Origin of the sequence: Arthrobacter silviterrae, from assembly GCF_011045165.1 — a bacterium.
Classification (GTDB): domain Bacteria; phylum Actinomycetota; class Actinomycetes; order Actinomycetales; family Micrococcaceae; genus Specibacter; species Specibacter silviterrae.
On record NZ_JAAKZI010000009.1, the window covers coordinates 1 to 17173 of the forward strand.

At 65.2% G+C, this 17173-nt stretch carries 16 protein-coding genes; 9 read left to right on the forward strand and 7 right to left on the reverse strand.

The window, feature by feature from the left end:
- Window positions 1-241: 241 nt before the first annotated feature.
- Window positions 242-778, forward strand: coding sequence for a hypothetical protein (locus G6N77_RS06975; protein ID WP_165181316.1), 537 nt, complete (start codon window positions 242-244; stop codon window positions 776-778).
- Between the two features lie 100 nt (window positions 779-878).
- Here the strand turns inward: G6N77_RS06975 and G6N77_RS06980 are convergent, their stop codons facing one another.
- The 6 genes from G6N77_RS06980 to G6N77_RS07005 form a co-directional block, all read right to left on the reverse strand.
- The gene (locus tag G6N77_RS06980) at window positions 879-1223 is read right to left on the reverse strand and encodes a hypothetical protein (RefSeq protein WP_165181317.1); all 345 of its coding nucleotides are present in this window, start codon (window positions 1221-1223) and stop codon (window positions 879-881) included.
- Window positions 1224-1350: 127 nt separating this feature from the next.
- Complete coding sequence (locus G6N77_RS06985) at window positions 1351-1749, reverse strand: hypothetical protein (protein WP_165181318.1); 399 nt, start codon at window positions 1747-1749, stop codon at window positions 1351-1353.
- Window positions 1750-1794: 45 nt separating this feature from the next.
- Window positions 1795-2022 (reverse strand): hypothetical protein, encoded by a 228-nt coding sequence (locus G6N77_RS06990; protein WP_165181319.1) that lies wholly within the window; start codon window positions 2020-2022, stop codon window positions 1795-1797.
- Between the two features lie 44 nt (window positions 2023-2066).
- A complete protein-coding gene (locus G6N77_RS06995; protein WP_165181320.1) occupies window positions 2067-2429 on the reverse strand; it encodes a hypothetical protein in 363 nt (120 codons plus the stop codon).
- A 126-nt stretch (window positions 2430-2555) separates the two neighbouring features.
- Window positions 2556-4025, reverse strand: a complete 1470-nt coding sequence (locus G6N77_RS07000) for an MDR family MFS transporter (RefSeq protein WP_165181321.1) — start codon at window positions 4023-4025, stop codon at window positions 2556-2558.
- 128 nt (window positions 4026-4153) lie between these two features.
- Window positions 4154-5047 (reverse strand): aminoglycoside phosphotransferase family protein, encoded by an 894-nt coding sequence (locus G6N77_RS07005; RefSeq protein WP_165181322.1) that lies wholly within the window; start codon window positions 5045-5047, stop codon window positions 4154-4156.
- Between the two features lie 124 nt (window positions 5048-5171).
- Between G6N77_RS07005 and G6N77_RS07010 the strand changes: the two genes are divergently transcribed.
- Entirely contained in the window at window positions 5172-5852 is a 681-nt protein-coding gene (locus G6N77_RS07010) for an alpha/beta fold hydrolase (RefSeq protein WP_165181323.1), read from the forward strand.
- Window positions 5853-5862: 10 nt separating this feature from the next.
- Here the strand turns inward: G6N77_RS07010 and G6N77_RS20295 are convergent, their stop codons facing one another.
- Window positions 5863-8277: a DEAD/DEAH box helicase gene (locus G6N77_RS20295; protein ID WP_165181324.1), complete on the reverse strand. Its 2415-nt coding sequence runs from the start codon at window positions 8275-8277 to the stop codon at window positions 5863-5865.
- Between the two features lie 186 nt (window positions 8278-8463).
- Here G6N77_RS20295 and moaA point away from each other — a divergent pair, with 186 nt between their 5' ends.
- From moaA to G6N77_RS07050, 7 genes are all read left to right on the forward strand, one after another.
- On the forward strand, window positions 8464-9480 hold the full coding sequence (gene moaA, locus G6N77_RS07020) for a GTP 3',8-cyclase MoaA (RefSeq protein ID WP_306987349.1): 1017 nt from the start codon (window positions 8464-8466) through the stop codon (window positions 9478-9480).
- A 174-nt stretch (window positions 9481-9654) separates the two neighbouring features.
- The gene (locus G6N77_RS07025) at window positions 9655-11163 is read left to right on the forward strand and encodes a GntT/GntP/DsdX family permease (RefSeq protein ID WP_205678092.1); all 1509 of its coding nucleotides are present in this window, start codon (window positions 9655-9657) and stop codon (window positions 11161-11163) included.
- A gap of 139 nt (window positions 11164-11302) precedes the next feature.
- Entirely contained in the window at window positions 11303-13612 is a 2310-nt protein-coding gene (locus tag G6N77_RS07030) for an FdhF/YdeP family oxidoreductase (RefSeq protein ID WP_165181326.1), read from the forward strand.
- Window positions 13613-13701: 89 nt separating this feature from the next.
- On the forward strand, window positions 13702-14286 hold the full coding sequence (locus G6N77_RS07035; RefSeq protein ID WP_165181327.1) for a hypothetical protein: 585 nt from the start codon (window positions 13702-13704) through the stop codon (window positions 14284-14286).
- A gap of 9 nt (window positions 14287-14295) precedes the next feature.
- Window positions 14296-15981 (forward strand): acyl-CoA dehydrogenase family protein, encoded by a 1686-nt coding sequence (locus tag G6N77_RS07040; protein WP_165181328.1) that lies wholly within the window; start codon window positions 14296-14298, stop codon window positions 15979-15981.
- A 106-nt stretch (window positions 15982-16087) separates the two neighbouring features.
- Window positions 16088-16408, forward strand: coding sequence for a hypothetical protein (locus tag G6N77_RS07045; RefSeq protein ID WP_165181329.1), 321 nt, complete (start codon window positions 16088-16090; stop codon window positions 16406-16408).
- A gap of 390 nt (window positions 16409-16798) precedes the next feature.
- On the forward strand, window positions 16799-17002 hold the full coding sequence (locus tag G6N77_RS07050) for a cold-shock protein (protein WP_038467205.1): 204 nt from the start codon (window positions 16799-16801) through the stop codon (window positions 17000-17002).
- Window positions 17003-17173: the final 171 nt, after the last annotated feature.

Here is a 17173-nt window from a genome sequence, read left to right on the forward strand (position 1 = left end):
CATGTTCGAGAAGGGCCCCATGGATATTTCCGTTAGCGCCAAAGTTTCAGACAAGGACTGCTCGGGCGTTGCCCCATGACGCGGTGACCTCCGTGCCAGCGGTCCGGCCGTCAACTTGCTCCTGAAGACTACTTTGTCAGACCCCCTACCTACATTGTGAATATGCGAATTCGCACCGGATTCGCACGCCGGCGGCACACACCAAGCCGTGGCAGCTTCATCATCACTCATAGGGGAAATCATGAAAAAGTTGTTCATTGCAGTACCGCTCGTGGGGCTTTTGCTGGCCGGTTGTTCCACTCCCGCTCCCACGGTGGACAAGGCTGCGGCTGACAAGCCCGCGGCGACCCAGGCCGCAAAGACGGCCGACCGTTCGGCCGCCCTGGGCGGGACGGTCACCTACGACAGTGGGGTCAAGGTCACGGTGAAGTCGGACGGCTTCAAGCCGGTGAGCCAGTATGCCTACGGCGCTGTTGACGGCAAGGCGGCTGTTTTCGAGCTGACCGTGGTCAACGGTGGAAAGGAAGAATTGAACGCCGGGCTCATGTCCATGCCCAAGGTCACCGTCGGCGCCAAAAACGCCAAGGCAGAGTCTGTGATTGATTCGGAGGCCAAGCTCGGCGTTGACACGCTCAGCACCATTCTGCCCGGCGAAACCCAGACAGTTAAGTTCGCGGCCGGCATCACGGCCGCGGATGCCGGGGTGGTCCGCGTGGAGGTCATGGGTCCCAACCCCTTTACCGACAAGGCCGCCATATTCAAGGGCGCCGTCAAATAGCGCCTGGACGGCTGTCGGGAAGATGATTTCGTGGCGGGTCGTTCCCGGGAGGGCGGCCTGCCACGCCTCTGTGGCAGGCGTTGCAATCATTCCGCCGGGGCTACAGCGATGCCACCACAATGAATACCGCAACGGCAACGAAAACGCATGCACCCAGCGCGATCCACCACAGGCGCCTGCGAGTCACCACGGCGGTGCCGAGCAGCGGGGGACCGGCAACCATGGCGGCCAGGAAGACCACGCCCGCTGTTCCTCCTGCGGGGTCCGGTGCGGTGCATTCCAGAAAGCAGCCGGAGAACATTGTCGCCGTCGCAAACAGCAAGAAGAATGCCGGGATCGCCAAGATCAGCCAGCCGACCAGGGTAATGCCCACGCCCCACCATGGGGACATCGGTCCAGTGGCGGATTTCTCCAGCAGGGGCGCCTTGGCAGGTAAGCGGTCCATGGCAACTTTGTACCAGCATTCGGTCGGTTAGTCTACCAAATGGATTATTCCGAACCCGAACCGGGCCGGCCGCCGAAGCCCGGCAGCCGCCGTCGTGCTTCAGACAGCTGGACTTCAGGCAAGCGCCTCAGCCCAGCGGAACCACCCACTCGACGATCACATAGACCACGGCGGCGAGGGAGAGGATGCCCGTGGCGATGGCACCGATCCACAAGCCTCGGCCGCGCCTTGCCACGGCCAGCCCGAACAGCACAGGCGCCGCAACCATGCACAACACAAACGCCAGTCCGAGCACCCCGGCAGCCGTGGAACCGCCTGTCGAGCCGTCGATCCCGCTGCCTGTCATCAAGATCCACGAAATCAGCACCAGCAAAACGGCCGGGTACGCCAACAGGGCCCAACCGCCAATGGCAATGCCTGCCGCCCACCACATGGACCGCGGCGCCTTGGCGGCCTCCTTGACCTGGACGGTGGAGACGGACAGGGGCAGGCGCTGGGAGGGGATGTGGTGTGGGCGTCGGCTCATGAACCATTTGTAGCAGGGGAAGCTATGCGGATGCTGTGCCGTGGCTCAGCTGTTCAGCGCCCGCCACCCCAACAGCACCACGGCAAAGGCCAAGTCGCCCGGATCAGATCCGCCGCTCCAGGCCGGACCAACAAAGAAGGCCAGCGATGCCAACACAAAAAGTGCACCCACCGGAAGGGCCATGAAAACAGTGCCACCCACCAAGATGCCCACCATCCACCACATGGAGCGCTGCTCCGGTGCTGCCGTGGAAGCCCGACCCGTGTGTGCCATGGGCCATGTCTACCAGTGTTGCCGTCGTCGGACAAGCAGTACGATCAGCTGTTCAGCAGCCACCGGAACGCGAGGTACAGCAGCACTCCCACCGTTGGCACCCCGGTCCACAGGGCCGCCTTCCACAAGGCCCGCTCGCGGTGGATTACGGCCTGGCCCAACAGGTGTGGGGAGGCGATCATGCAGAAGAGCAGCACGGCCCCCAGCACGATCAGGGCGATCTTGCCAACCGTGGCGATGCTGCTTTCTGGGTTGGTCACTGCGGCAAAGATGATTAGCGCCATGGCAATGATGGGCACAATGACAACAACCCAGCCCACCAGGGCCGCCACTGTGCCGGCCACTTGCGGGCGGGGCGGCAGCTGCTGGTCGCGCCTGGGGGCTGCTGGATTTTGGGGGCCGGTCATGCTCTATTTCTACCAGTGAACGTGCGGCGTTGCCGAACCCGATGCAAGGGGCCCGGGGCCGGTCCGTCGGGGAAATGCGGGGTGAATGCGGGGGAAATGCGCGGTCAGGGCGCGGCCAACGCGCGGTCAGTGCATTTCCAGTGCTTCCGCGGGCGCGTGGTCCGTGTCCTGCGCTGCGGCGGCCTTGCCCATGAACATCGCAATGACCACGATGCCCAGCGACACAAACGCCGCCACCAGGAAGCTGGCGCTGAAGCCGCTGGCCTGTGCCGCAAGGGGATCCTTGCCGGCCGTGGCTGCCGCCAGCGTTCCCGCCGTCATGACCCCCACCAACAGGGCCGTGCCGGCGGCGCCGCCCAGCTGCTGCAGCGTGGCCAGCACCGCCGAGCCGTGCGAGTGCAGCGAGTGCGGCAGCGGGTTCAAACCCGCCGTGAAACCGGGTGTGAAAATGAAGGCCAGCCCGATCGACATCAGGATGTGCAGCCCGACAACGGCGACCAGCGGGGTGGTGGCGTTGAGCTGCGTGTAGCCAAACAGGACGGCGGAGAGGACCAGGCCTCCGGGAATCAGCAGCGGCCGGGCGCCAAACTTGTCGAACAGCTTCCCCACCCAGGGCGCCAGCAGGCCCATGAGCAGCCCGCCCGGCAGCATCAGCAGGCCGGTGGACAAAACGTCCAGGCCGCGCACGTTCTGCAGGTACATGGGGAGCAGGATGATGACCCCGAACATGGCCACCATGGCCATGACCATCAGGGCCAGGGCGAGGGTGAACTGGCGGTGCAGGAACGGGCGCAAGTCCAGCAGGGCGCCGTCGTGCCTTTGCAGCCGCAGCTGGAGCAGCACGAAGGTCACCAGCGCCACCAGCGAAACGCCCAGTGCCAGCAGGGCAATATCATGGGTCTTCGCGTCAGGTGAGCCAATGCCGCTGAGCCCATAGACCAGGCCCCCGAAGGCCGGAATCGAAATGAGCAGCGACGGCACTGACAGCCTGGACGTGCTCCGTTTGCCGTCGGAGGGCAGCAGCCGCGCGCCCAGCACCAGCGCCAGCAGGGCGATGGGCAGCACGGCAAGGAACATGAAGCGCCACGAGAGCGAGTGCAGGATGAATCCGGACAGGGTGGGGCCGATGGCTGGCGCCACGGCGATCACGATCGAGACGTTGCCCATGATGGCGCCGCGGCGGTTGGACGGGACCAGGTCCAAAATGGTGGTCATGAGCAGCGGCATCATGATGGCCGTCCCGGAGGCCTGGATCACGCGGGCCACCACCAGCACCTCAAAGCCCGGGGCAAGCCCGGCCAGCAATGTTCCCGTGGAGAACAGGCCCATGGCCAGGATGAATGCGCTGCGGATGGGGAAGCGGGTCAGCAGGTAGCCGGTGGCCGGAATGACCACGGACATGGTCAGCATGAACGCCGTGGCCAGCCACTGGATGGCGGACGCGGACACGTGGAACTGTTCCATCAGGCGCGGCAGGGCAACGTTCATGATGGTCTCGTTGAGGATCACCACAAACGCGGAGACAATCAGCACGGTGATGGTGGTGCGGTCGCGCGCAGGCAGCCTGTCGGGCAATGTTGCGTTGGGGCGGGGCATGAAGGGTCCTGATCCATAAAAGTTTGGGGTTGCGAGCTATCAGTTAGCAGCGCTGAAGCCGGTGTCAGTATTCCCGCATGCCCTTGGCAATTCCCGCGTGCTGCCGTGCTGGTGACGGTGCGGCAGGGTTACCCAATGTCCTCAAGCACCTGGCGGATTTGGTACTTGGAAACCTCGGCCAGCACCGGGTTGGAATACTCGTAGTAGGGCAGTGCCACCAGTCCGATGGACAATGCCCAGGCGCGGCCGCGTTCCCACATGCCGCGTTCCACGTTGAGTTCCGCGCGGAACCGCCGGCGTGCCTCCCCGCCGAGCAGGTTCCACGCCACGATCAGGTCCACGGCCGGATCCCCTACGGCCAGGCCGCCCCAGTCCAGCACCCCGGAGAGCCTGCCCTGGAGCGTCAACAGGTTGCCGGGGTGGAGGTCCGTGTGGATCCAGGTGTGCGGGACGTTGCCTTCCGGGGCTTCGAGTGCAATGTCCCAGGCGCGGGTGAGCGCGTCAGTGTCGAAGTGCTCGCCGCAGCGGGAAATGGCCGTCCGGGTTTCCAGCTCGCGTGCGGCCACGGCCCCGCCACGGTACTGCGTCAGCTCCTCCGTGGCGTCGGGCGGCGCGATGGCGTGCAGGGCGCGGATGAATCGGGCCATGTCCAGCGTGAACGTGTCCGCGCTGGTGACGGTGCGCGGATTCCAGCCCTCCAGCCAGGTGGAGACGGACCACCTGAACGGGTACCACTGCGTGGGGGTGCCGGATTCCAGCGGGTGGGGGATCGGTGCCGGCAGCCACAACCGAAGTTTCGGCGGATATTTCAGTTCCTTCTCCAGTGACAGGGCTGCAGCCGGTGTGCGGGGAAGGCGCACGGCCAGACGGCCACCCAACCTGAACATGACGTTGTCCGTGCCGGCCGGAAACACGGGCTTCACGGGCAGGCCCGCCCACTGCGGGAACTGCCCGGCCACCATCTCGGCCACCAGGTTGGTGTCAATGTCGACCTCGTCCACATGCAGTTTTTCAATCAGCATGCCTTCACGGTACCTGCAGGCACTGACGCGGGAGGCCGCCGTCGTTCTTCCCTGTGGATATCGGACGTGCGGATGCAAGGCAGGCTGGTACCTTGGGAGCAAAACCTCCGGGAGGGTGTTTCACATGGCAACAATTGTGCTGGTGCATGGCCTGTGGTCCGACGGGTCCGCCTGGAACGAGGTCATCACCGAATTGCGCGCCCTGGGCCATGTGCCGGTGGCGGCCCAGCTTTCGCTTGAGTCCATGGACGACGACGTTGCCTCCGTGCGCCGCACCCTCGCCACCGTGGTGGGCCCGGTGTTGCTGGCGGGGTGGTCGTATGGCGGGGCCGTGATTGGCGAGGCGGCCCGCGGCGAGGGCAGCGTGAAGGCGCTGGCGTATGTGGCAGCCTTTGCGCCTGCGGAGGGGGAAACCGTGAGCGGGCTTTCCCGGAAACACCCCGGCAGCCTGATTCCGAAGCATGTGGTGGTTGCCGGCGGCTACACGTACATTGACCGCGCCTACTTTGGCGAAGTGCTGGCCGCTGATGCGCCCGCCGAACGCGTTCACGCGGCGGCGGCCGTGCAACGGATGGTGCGGATTGGCCTGGACCGCGTTCCCGTGGGCCGGCCTGCCTGGCTGGACCTGCCCTCGTTTTATTTGCTCACCACGGCGGACCAGGCCGTGCCCCCGGCCCTGCAGCGCGAGCTGGCGGAGCGCATGGGCGCACGGATTGAGGAGATCGACTCCAGCCACGCACCCATGTGGTCACACCCCCGGCAGCTGGCGGAGTTCCTGGACGCGGCGTGCAGGGCCGCGCTATGAATCTGGTGGCCTAAAGCCCGCGCGGATCCGGGAATCCCAGCGACACGTAGCCTGGTGCCCGCTTGGCCAGGGATGACGCCAAAACCGGTGTGAGGTGGTCCCAGTAATCGTGCACCACCGCCCGCGGCTTCCCCGGGTACGGCCGCGTGATCCGCCCGGCGTACTGCACCAGCCGGCCCTTGAAGGAGATCGGCGCCGCCAGGAACAAGGTGTCCAGCTTCGGACAGTCAAAACCCTCGCCGATGTACTGACCCGTGCCCAAGACCAGCAGCGGCTCATCGTCCGGGGAGGCATCAAGGAGTTCGACGGCGGCCGTCCGGTCCTTCGCCTTCATCCCGCCGGAAAAGACCACAGGGTGAATCCCGGCTTCCTCCAACCGCACTCGGAACGCCTCAAGATGCGCCTTCCATGTGGTGAGGAGCAGAATGCGCGAGTTGGAAGCATAGGCAGCCATCACGTCGTCGAAAATTTGCTCAAAGCGGGGCCCATTGGCAATCAGGTCCTTGTAGATCACCGCGATTTGGCCGGGCTCGCTAGGGTCCGCTTCGCCGTCGTAAATGTATGAAGTCCGGTGCAGCTTCAGTTCCAGCGAGGGCGAAGGGATCTCCAGTTCGTGCCGAGGGAGCTGTTGGGGCGCCACCGGGGTGATGGTGTGCTCCACCTGGCCCAACTGGTGGTACATAAGCGCATCCAGTTTGTCCCGGCGGTATGGCGTGGCCGTGAGCCCCAGCCAATATCGCGCCGGGATTTGGTTCATGACGTGACTGAACGCGGCGGCTGGAACATGGTGGCACTCGTCCGCGATCACGAACCCATAGCCGGCAGCCAGCTGGGCCACGTTCTCCCGCCTTGCCAGGGTGGGAAGGAGAGCGATATCGACGCGGCCCGTGGTTTTGGCGCGCCCGCCGCCAATCTGGCCGCACTTGATGTCCATGAGCTCACGAATCCGGGTCCGCCACTGGTCTGCGAGTGCCTTCCGGTCGACCAGGATCAGGGTGGAAACGCCCCGACGGGCCATGGCTGCACAGGCGATCACAGTTTTCCCTGTGCCCGGCGGTGCCACGAGAATGCCCTGGTCCACGGCGAGCATGGCCTCCACGGCCCGCAGCTGTTCGGGGCGCAACGTTGCCGAAAAATCCAGTTCCTCAGTAGTGCCGGAGACGCGCTGGTCCGTGATTTGGAGCGTGCTGCCGGCGGACTCGACCAGTTGGCGCAACAGCGGAAGCAGGCCCCGCGGCAGGATGAGGTCGCCCTCAAGCGTTTCATCGAAGAAGTGCAGGATGCGGGGGACGTTCCAGGTGGAACGGCGCAGGCGCTGGCGTTCGTAGTACTCGGGGTTCAGCATGGACGCCGCATGCTTGACGGCGGAGATCATGGCTGGGCCAAGTTCCTCCGCGTGGATCGTGATCCGCGCTGCAAACGTGGCCCGGACGATCAACGCCGGCCGCGGCACAATTTTTGATGACTGCGGCAGCTCCAGCCGCCTGACCTCCTGGCCGAGCCGGACGGGCGGCAGCCTGCGGATCAGCGCGGACACTGCCGCAGGCGTGAGCCGGTCCAGGCTGGAGAGATACGCCCACTGGTCCGGGTACGGTTCCAGGGTGGTGGTGTCGAGGAACAAGGTGGTCCCGTGGAGGCGGCGCTTGCCGTTCATCGGGGCGGCAATCTGGTTACCCATGCCCTTGCCGGAGTGAACGTCCTGGGAAGGAAATAGCCTGTCGTAGCTGGACAGGCTCATGCTGCCGCGCAGCCCCATCGCCTCATGGATAAGGCCGGTGCCCAGCTGGCGGGCCCGCTCCCCGGGGATGGCGTCAGTGAAAAAGATCCAAACATGCGCGCCGCGGCCCGACTGCGAAATTTCCAGGGCCGCAGGAATCCCGCGAAACCGGGCCGCCTTGACATAGGCAAGGGCATCCATCATGGCCGCAGCGCCGTCGAAGTCGGCCGCAACCCACCAGCAGGTGTCATTCTTCAGCAGCGGATAAAAGCCAATGTGCTGGGTGCCCCGCAAATGGTCGGCAACGGTGGCGGGGGTGAGGCGCAGGAAGTTGGCGTTGTCCCGCACCGTTCCCTTCCGCCAACCACCGACGACGGCTGGCACCCACCCCGAGCGGCCCTCGCGCGCATTTTCCCAGCGGGTCGCATACACGTCGGTGCGGGCCCGGAACAGGTCCTGGTAGAGCCGCACCTTCATTTCCGGGCTGGAATCCATGGTGACTGGCCCGATGGGCGTGATCGCAGGGGCCAGCGCCGGCTGGTCCGGGTGCGCGGCCTTCGCTTCCGCCTCGCTCAGTTCCAGCAGCTTGCGCAGGCGTGCATTGTCGAGCCGGAGCTCCTCGATTTCACGTTTTAGCGCGCGGTCGCCGTCCGCATCAAGGCCCGGAAGTGCCGCTTGTCCGTCGTCGGGTGCAAATTCTCCGCTCACACTCTCAATTCTTGCGTGGAATCGACAGTTTGCCGCGTTGTGACATCAACGCATGCGATGAACCCAGGGCGGCTTGAGCGCACCGCCCAACCCTCGACGCCGCCGCAGTCCGGGCCTATGGTGGAAGCAAGGGCCCGGAATCCCAATCGGGCCGCACCAGAAGGCTGAAAAATGGTTACGACTCCAGTGACTGACACGTTGAAGCGGCCGTTGCGTGACCTGCGGATTTCCGTCACCGACCGTTGCAACTTCCGCTGCGTCTATTGCATGCCGAAAGAGGTTTTTGGCCGCGACTTCGCCTTCATGCCCAAGGACCAGCTGCTCACCTTCGAGGAAATCACCCGCCTGGCCCGGATTGCCATGGACCACGGCGTGCGCAAGATCCGGCTCACGGGCGGCGAACCGCTGCTGCGCAAGGGCATCGAGGACCTGGTGGCCATGCTCGCCGCACTGCGCACCCCGGAGGGCGAACCGCCGGACTTGGCCATGACCACCAACGGTTCGGCCCTGGCCCAGAAAGCACAAGCCCTCAAGGCTGCCGGGCTGGACCGGGTCACCGTTTCCCTGGATTCCCTGGACGACTCCGTATTCCAGGCCATGAATGATGTGGCCTATCCCGTGGCGAAGGTGCTGCACGCGCTGGACGCCGCCGAGGAGGCCGGGCTGGGGCCGGTCAAGGTCAACATGGTGGTCAAGCGCGGACTCAACGACCACAGCATTGTGGACATGGCCCGGCACTTTCGCGGCACGCCGTTCATCCTGCGCTTCATTGAGTACATGGACGTGGGCTCCTCCAACGGCTGGAAGATGGACCAGGTGGTGCCCTCCGCCGAAATCATGGAGCGCATCAACAAGGTGTTCCCCGTGGAGCCGCTGGAGGCCAATTACCGCGGGGAAACGTCCCAGCGGTGGCGCTATGTGGACGGCCAAGGGGAAATTGGCGCCATCTCCAGCGTGACCCGCGCCTTCTGCAGCGGGTGCACGCGCGCCCGGCTCTCCGCTGACGGGAAGCTGTTCACCTGCCTGTTCGCCACGGCCGGTACCGACCTCCGGGAGCTGCTGCGCGGCGGCGCCACCGATCAGGAACTGGCCAATGCGCTCGCAGCCCTGTGGGGCGCCCGCACGGACAGGTACTCGGAGCTGCGCAGCGCCAATACGCCCGGGCTGCGCAAAAAGATAGAGATGAGCTACATCGGCGGCTGACCTCCGCGCGTGAACAACCCGCATAAACAACCCGCATGAACATTGCGTCACATTAACCCCGGCACGCTGGCGAAGCACGCTGCCATGGGTCTACTGTTGCCACGGACGATTTAACAGAATTGACAACGGGGTGCGCGGCCCCACAAGCCGGGCGGAATTGAGTGAACCGTGACCATGGCAACCACAGGCATGGCAAGGGCCTTCCTCGCCGCCGCAGACACCGCAAACTCGCCCTGGACCGGCCACGACACCCAGGTCCTGGTGGTCGCCGCCGTCGGCATCGCCATCGTGGTGCTCCTGATCGTCTGGCTCAAGATGCACGCCTTCCTGGCCTTGACCATCGGCGCCCTGTTCGTGGGCATTGGCTCCGGCATCGCGCTGAACAAGGTCACCGGCTCCTTTGAAACCGGCGTGGGCGGCGTGCTCGGCTACGTCGGCATCCTCATCGCCCTCGGCGCCATGCTGGGCAAGCTCCTGGCGGATTCCGGCGGCGCCGACAAGGTGGTGGAGACGCTGCTGCGCGGCCGGCCCGCCACCCTCCCGTGGAAAATGGCCCTCATCGCCGGCATCATCGGCATCCCGATGTTCTTTGAAATCGGCCTGGTCCTGCTGATCCCCGTGGTCATGCTGGCCGTGCGCCGCACCAACGGCCCCGCCATGCGCCTGGGCATCCCGGCCCTCGCCGGCCTGTCAGTGCTGCACGGCTTCATCCCGCCGCACCCCGGCCCGCTCGCCGCCATCGGCATCCTGAACGCCAACGTCGGCGTCACCCTGGCCCTGGGCCTCATCGTTGCCATTCCCACAGTCATCGTGGCCGGCCCGCTCTTCAGCATCCTGGCCGCCCGCATGGTCCCCATCGGTGCCGCCGGTGCCGCGCTCGCCGTCACAGGAGGCACGACGGCGGCCGCCTCACCCGCCGCTGTGGGACGCTCCGGCGGCGGTTCCGCAAAGGGCAAAAAGGCCAACGCCCCGGCAGGCACGGGCGAAACCCGCGCCCAGGATCCCGACGCAACCGGCACGCCGTCGTTCGCCATCACCCTGGTCACCCTCTTGTCCCCCCTGGTCCTCATGCTCATCAAGGCCGCTGCGGACGTCTGGATGGCCAAGGGCAACCCGTTCCACCCCCTCCTGGATTTCATTGGCGACCCGGTGGTTGCCCTGACGGTGGCCGTGCTGCTGGCCATGGTCACGTTCGGCACCGGCGTGGGCTTCTCCGCCAATGTGCTGACGAAGAAGATCGGCCAGAGCCTGCTCCCCATCGTCGGCGTGATGCTGATTGTGGGCGCCGGCGGCGGCTTCAAGCAGGTCCTGGTGGACGGCGGAACCGGCATTGCCATTGCCAAGATCGCCGTTGCCGCCAGCCTCTCGGTGCTGCTGCTGGGCTGGATCGTGGCCGTACTGATCCGCCTGGCCACCGGCTCCGCCACCGTGGCAACCGTGACGGCCGCGGGCATCATCGCCCCGCTGGCCGGCGGCCTGGACCCCGTGCACCTGTCCCTGGTGGTGCTGGCCGTGGGCGCCGGATCGCTGTTCTTCTCCCACGTGAACGACGCCGGCTTCTGGCTGGTCAAGGAATACTTTGGCCTGACCGTGGGCCAGACCATCAAGACCTGGTCCGTCATGGAAACCATCATTTCGGTCATGGGCCTGCTGCTGACCTGGCTTTTGTTCGCCATCTTGTAGCAAGGCGGCCGCCCCCGCTGGCGTGCAGGGGGGACATCCCATGTGAGCTGCGTCACCATGGATTCCCGTTGCCTTTGTCGTGGGGCGGTGATAGACCGGAATGGAAAGCTCATTCTTCCTACAGAAGGTTGTGTTTGCCATGGGCAGCAAGCCCCCAGTCCAGGATGATTCCGACGCCGACATTGAGGTCAGCCGGCCGGCCCGGGCGGCGGCCGGGCTGCATGGCATTACCGAATCCGTGCCTCAGGCTCTTGCGGCCATGGGACCCGTGCGCACCCTGAAGACGCTCCGGGCAATGAACCAGAAGGACGGCTTCGACTGCATGAGCTGTGCCTGGCCGGATCCGCCGGACCGCAAGCTGGCCGAGTTCTGCGAGAACGGCGCGAAGGCCGTCACCTGGGAGGCCGGGCTGCTGACAGTGCCGAAGGATTTCTGGGCAGCCAATTCGGTGTCGTCCCTGCGCAGCCGCAGCGAGTACTGGCTGGGCCAGCAGGGCCGGCTGGTTGACCCGGTGTACAAGCCGGCCGGTGCGGACCACTACCAGCCCATCAGCTGGGACAATGCGTTCCGCATAGTGGCACGGGAACTCAACGCCCTCGATTCCCCCAACGAGGCCGCCTTCTACACCAGCGGGCGCACCAGCAACGAGACAGCCTTCCAGTACCAACTCTTTGCCCGAGCTTTCGGCACCAACAACCTGCCGGACTGCTCCAACATGTGCCACGAGTCCACCGGCCTGGCCATGGGGGAGACCATCGGGGTGGGCAAGAGCGCCATCGCTTATGAAGACTTTGCCAAGTCGGACCTGATCATCATCATGGGCCAGAACCCCGGCACCTGCCATCCGCGCATGCTGACGGCGCTGGAGGAGGCCAAGGAGGCCGGGGCCGAAATTGTGGCCGTCAACCCGCTGCCCGAGGCCGGGCTCATCAACTTCCGGAACCCGCAAAAGCCGCGCGGCCTGGTGGGCAAGGGCACCGACCTGGCCGACCAGTTCCTGCAAATCAGGCTGGCTGGCGACATGGCACTCATGCAGGCCGTGGCCAAGCGGGTCTTTGCCGCCGAGGACGCCGCCCCCGGCGCCGTGCTGGACCACGCCTTCCTGGAAAGCAGCTGCCAGGGCCTGGAAGAGTACCGGGCGCACATTGACCAGCTGGACGACGCCGCCGTGCTGGAAGCCACCGGCCTGACGACGGCGGAAATCGACGAGCTCGCCGCCCGGTATCTGAAGGCGGACAAGGTCATCATCACCTGGGCCATGGGCCTGACCCAGCACAAGCGGGCCGTCCCCACCATCAAGGAAATCATCAACCTGCTCCTGCTGCGTGGAAACATCGGCAAGCCCGGCGCCGGGCCCTCACCCATCCGCGGGCACAGCAACGTCCAGGGGGACAGGACCATGGGCATCTGGGAGCAAATGCCGCCGTCGTTCCTGGACGCCCTGGGCAAGGAATTCAACTTCGAGCCTCCGCGGGAAAACGGGGTGGACGCCGTCCAGAGCATCCGCGCCATGCGCGACGGCAAGCTCAAGGTGCTCTTCGCCATGGGCGGGAACCTGGTGGGAGCCATCTCCGACACCGCCGTGGCCGAGGCTGCGCTGCAAAAGACAAGGCTGTCGGTGCAGGTCTCCACCAAGCTGAACCGATCTCACGCGTTCACGGGCGATCAGGCCCTGATCCTGCCCACCATGGGACGCACCGAAATTGACCGTCAGGCCGCTGGCGAGCAGTTCGTCACCGTCGAGGACACGGTGTGTGCCGTGCACGCCTCCTCCGGGAAGGTGGAACCGGTGGGGGAGAACCTACTGTCCGAGATGGCGATTGTCAGCCGCCTGGCCCGGGCCGTCCTGGGCAATGACCACCCCATCGACTGGGCCGGCTTCGAGGCCGACTACGACACCATCCGCGAGCACATCGGCCACGTCTGCAAGGGTTGCGAGGACTACAACGCCAAGGTCCGCCGCCCGGGCGGCTTCGTGCTGCCCCACCCGCCGCGCGACAGCCGCACCTTCCCCACACCGTCCGGCAAGGCCGTGTTCACAGTCAGCGCCCTGGAGACGGTTGAGGTGCCCGCGGGCCGGCTGCTGCTGCAGACCGTGCGCGCCCACGACCAGTTCAACACCACCATGTACAGCCTCAATGACAGGTACCGCGGGGTGAAGAAGGGCCGGCACGTGCTGTTCGTGAACCCGGAGGACCTGGCCGGGCTGGGCATCGCGGACGGCAGCTATGTGGACATCCACAGCGAATCCGCCGACGGCGTCGACAGGGTGCTGCGCCAGCAGCGGATCATCAGCTACCCCACGGCGCGCGGCTGCGTGGCCGCCTACTTCCCCGAAGCAAATGTGCTTGTCTCCCTGGATGAAACAGCGGAAGGCTCAAACACCCCGGTGTCCAAGTCCGTCGTCGTCCGGCTGGAAAAGGCTGCGGCCCCGGCCTACGCCAACTAGGGATTGCGCCTTGCGGAAATAAGGAAGTGCATGCCTATGAACCTGCCTGAATTGTCAACAACTTTTCACTAAGGCAAAGGAGTAGGGCAATGAACTTGATCTTTGCGTCCTCGGCATATGCACCGCTTGCATTGGGCTTTTTCGGTTTGGGAACCGGGTATTTGATCTATGGTCCCGAGGAATTGTTCCACTGGCCCAAGCGCAATGAGTCCGTGGACAAGTCGACCGGCGTGTGGGGCATCTGGCTCCCCGGCTTCTGCCAGCTGGTGACGGGCATCATCCTGTTCGTGGGCATGACCTGGTTCCAGGTGTTCAAGGACGCGCCGCTGTATATGGCTGCGCTGGCGTTCTCCGCGTACGGGATCCACTGGTTCGCATTGGGCTACAACCGGTGGCAGGGCGTGGACCCGCGCACCAACGCCGGGATGTCCGTGGCGTACACCATCCTGTCGGTGCTCGGCATTGTCGTGTTCTTCGCGGCCGGCGACTGGCCCGTGGGACTGCTGTTTGTGGGCCTGACGCTCATCTACATCAGCGACTTCTTCCACACCATCGGGCAGGCGTGGGGCGAACGTTCGCTGGGGCTGTGGCACCTGGTCACGGGCCTCTGGCTGATGTACCTGACGTTTGCCACGGGGCTGAACTTCTCCCTGGGGATGACACTGCCGCTGTAGCCTGTTGCCATGACCGCCAACGACGCCGGCACTGCCGCCGCACCCCCAGCCCCTCCCGCCGCACGCGCCAGCTATCCCACCCACCAGGTGTTCAACCAGCCGCCGCCGCGGGTCGATGTCAACGAGTTCACCGCGAATGTCCCCTTGGCCGAATACCTCTCCACGCTTGGCGGGGCCGGCGCGGAGGCGGCGGAAGGGCTGGAGGTGCTGGGCGCCGTGGTTGGTTCTGCGCAGTTCCAGGAGGACGCGCGGCTGGCCCAACGCAACCCGCCCGTGCTCCACACCCACAGCAGGTACGGGCAGCGGATTGACGAGGTGGAGTACCACCCTGCCTACCACCGGATCATTGGCCAGGCAGTGGCGGCGGGGGCGCACACTTCCGCGTGGGCCGCTCCCGGGGCGGGCGCGAACGCGCGGCGGGCCGCAGCGTTCATGCTGTTCGCGCAGGTGGAACCGGGCCATGCGTGCCCCATTTCCATGTCGCACGCGGCGGTGGAATCCCTGCAGCTGGCCCCGGAGCTGGCGGGGGAGTGGCTGCCGCGGCTGTTCTCGCGCGAATATTCGCCCGAACTTGCCGAGGGCAAGCCGGGTGCCCTGTTCGGCATGGCGATGACGGAAAAACAGGGCGGCTCCGATGTCCGCGCAAACACCACGCGCGCCGAACCGTTTGACGACCATTTCCTGCTGGCCGGCCACAAGTGGTTTTGTTCGGCGCCCATGTCCGACGCCTTCCTGGTCCTGGCGCAGGAGGACGCGGGGCTGGGGTGTTTCCTAGTCCCGCGGGTGCTGCCGGGCGGGGAGCGCAACCCGTTTTTGCTCCAGCGGCTCAAGGACAAGGCCGGCAATCGCTCCAATGCCTCCTCCGAGGTGGAGTTCGCCAACACGCACGGCTGGCGGATCGGCGAGCCCGGCCGCGGTGTGCGGGCCATCATTGGCATGGTGGGCCGGACCCGGCTGGACTGCGTGCTGGGCACGGCTGCCGGGATGCGCCAGTCGGTGGCGGAGGCCGTGTGGCATGCCCGGCACCGGAGGGCCTTTGGGGCACGGCTGGTGGACCAGCCGGCCATGGCCAACGTGCTGGCCGACCTGGCCCTGGAGGCCGAGGCTGCCGCAATTGTGGGCATGCGCCTGGCCCGTTCCTTTGACGACGACGCCGGCACCTCCGAGAGTGCCTTCCGCCGCCTTGCGGTGGCCGTCACCAAGTATTGGGTGTGCAAGCGCGGGCCCAACCACGCCTACGAGGCCATGGAATGCCTGGGCGGCAACGGCTACATAGAGGACTTCCCGCTGGCCATGCGCTACCGGGAACAGCCTGTCATGGCCATCTGGGAGGGCACCGGGAACGTCATTGCCCTGGATGTGCTGCGGGCCATGGCGGTTGAGCTGGAGTCCGTGGATGCGTTTTTTGCCGAGTTGCGGCTGGCGTCCGGGACCCACGCCATCCTTGACGACTTTGTCGCCGGGTTGAAGGAGGCTGTGTCGCCGGTCCGGCTTGCGCCGGCAGATTTTGCCGGCTCGGCTCGGGCGCTCGTGGAGAAGATGGCCCTGGCGTTGCAGGCATCGCTGCTGGTCCGGTATGCCCCGTCCGCCGTGGCGGATGCGTTTGTTGTCTCCCGGCTGGGACCTGGCCGCTCCTTCAACTACGGCACACTGCCGGACTCGGTGGACCTGGACGGCATATTGGCGCGGGCATAAGCGGTTCAGCCGGGCGGCAAGGTGGTTTCAATTAGTCGTTTGACAACCGTTTGACACCCCGAAATTGAAAAGAGCCTAGACTGGCCAAAAGCCAAGGGGAGGCGCCATGACCTGGAAACGAGTATTCATTGCCGCCGGGTTTGTTCTGGCACTTGTGGCCGTTGCGGTTTACGGCTACTTTGATCCGGCCGGGCTCCGCCGCACAACCACCGCCATCATTGTGGTGTTCGCCCTGGCCGTGGTGTTCGGAGTGGCCCTGAGGCTGGTCAAGGCCAAGCGCGGCCGCAAGATCCGTTCGGCGCTGTCACCGCTTGCCGGCGCCGCAGAGGTGTACCAATCGCTCCTGCTGGGCCGGGACACCAACAGCCAAAGCATCGAAAAGGCGATCGCCCACGACGACACCGACAGGTACTCCAGCGGGCAGTGAGCCCGGCCGTGATCCGGCGGCCGTGGGCCGCAGCTCGGTGAGCCGGGCACCTGGGCGGGCAGCCGGCGTCGTGCCTTAACATTGTGTGAACGGAAAATGACACTTTGAGTCACGCATCACTCCTGCGGCACCCTAAAACCGCTAGATCCAGCGCATTTATTCCACCACTGTGACGAATGGGGCGGCAAGAGTGACGCACCTCTCAAAAATTACTGGCATTGGCGCAATAGGTATGTATACTTGGACGTAGTTGTAGTGTTGCGTTTTTTGTAGTTGAAGCGACGCCATCCTTCGGGACGACGTCGCTTTTCTGGAGAAGCGGACTTACACCGTAAAAACGGAGGCCCGAAGGTCGGGCGGAATCTCCAACTTCAGAAGGAAATAGAAATAATGGCAACAGGTACCGTCAAGTGGTTCAACGCTGAAAAGGGCTTCGGCTTCATCTCCCCCGATGACCAGAGCCAGGATGTTTTCGCGCACTACTCCGCGATCAACTCCTCCGGCTACCGCTCCCTCGAAGAGAACCAGAAGGTCTCTTTCGATGTTGAGCAGGGTCCGAAGGGTCCTCAGGCAGTCAACATCCAGGCCATCTAATTTCAAAGTAACCATGCGGGAAACCGCATAACCACTTTGGTCTTAACAGGCTGGAGCGAATAGGGTTCGGGCGTGTCCCGGCCCTATTCGTTTTTAACTTCCCTTTCGCGGACCGTTTGCGCACCGATTGCGGGCCCTTACCGGCGCTTCTCAAGGCCACCCCGGGTTCCG

Bases quoted from the DNA above. Each gene is read 5' to 3' on its own strand.
- G6N77_RS06975 (WP_165181316.1), top strand. From the start codon at position 242: ATGAAAAAGTTGTTCATTGCAGTACCGCTCGTGGGGCTTTTGCTGGCC.
- G6N77_RS06980 (WP_165181317.1), bottom strand. From the start codon at position 1,223: ATGGACCGCTTACCTGCCAAGGCGCCCCTGCTGGAGAAATCCGCCACT.
- G6N77_RS06985 (WP_165181318.1), bottom strand. From the start codon at position 1,749: ATGAGCCGACGCCCACACCACATCCCCTCCCAGCGCCTGCCCCTGTCC.
- G6N77_RS06990 (WP_165181319.1), bottom strand. From the start codon at position 2,022: ATGGCACACACGGGTCGGGCTTCCACGGCAGCACCGGAGCAGCGCTCC.
- G6N77_RS06995 (WP_165181320.1), bottom strand. From the start codon at position 2,429: ATGACCGGCCCCCAAAATCCAGCAGCCCCCAGGCGCGACCAGCAGCTG.
- G6N77_RS07000 (WP_165181321.1), bottom strand. From the start codon at position 4,025: ATGCCCCGCCCCAACGCAACATTGCCCGACAGGCTGCCTGCGCGCGAC.
- G6N77_RS07005 (WP_165181322.1), bottom strand. From the start codon at position 5,047: ATGCTGATTGAAAAACTGCATGTGGACGAGGTCGACATTGACACCAAC.
- G6N77_RS07010 (WP_165181323.1), top strand. From the start codon at position 5,172: ATGGCAACAATTGTGCTGGTGCATGGCCTGTGGTCCGACGGGTCCGCC.
- G6N77_RS07025 (WP_205678092.1), top strand. From the start codon at position 9,655: ATGGCAACCACAGGCATGGCAAGGGCCTTCCTCGCCGCCGCAGACACC.
- G6N77_RS07030 (WP_165181326.1), top strand. From the start codon at position 11,303: ATGGGCAGCAAGCCCCCAGTCCAGGATGATTCCGACGCCGACATTGAG.
- G6N77_RS07035 (WP_165181327.1), top strand. From the start codon at position 13,702: ATGAACTTGATCTTTGCGTCCTCGGCATATGCACCGCTTGCATTGGGC.
- G6N77_RS07040 (WP_165181328.1), top strand. From the start codon at position 14,296: ATGACCGCCAACGACGCCGGCACTGCCGCCGCACCCCCAGCCCCTCCC.
- G6N77_RS07045 (WP_165181329.1), top strand. From the start codon at position 16,088: ATGACCTGGAAACGAGTATTCATTGCCGCCGGGTTTGTTCTGGCACTT.
- G6N77_RS07050 (WP_038467205.1), top strand. From the start codon at position 16,799: ATGGCAACAGGTACCGTCAAGTGGTTCAACGCTGAAAAGGGCTTCGGC.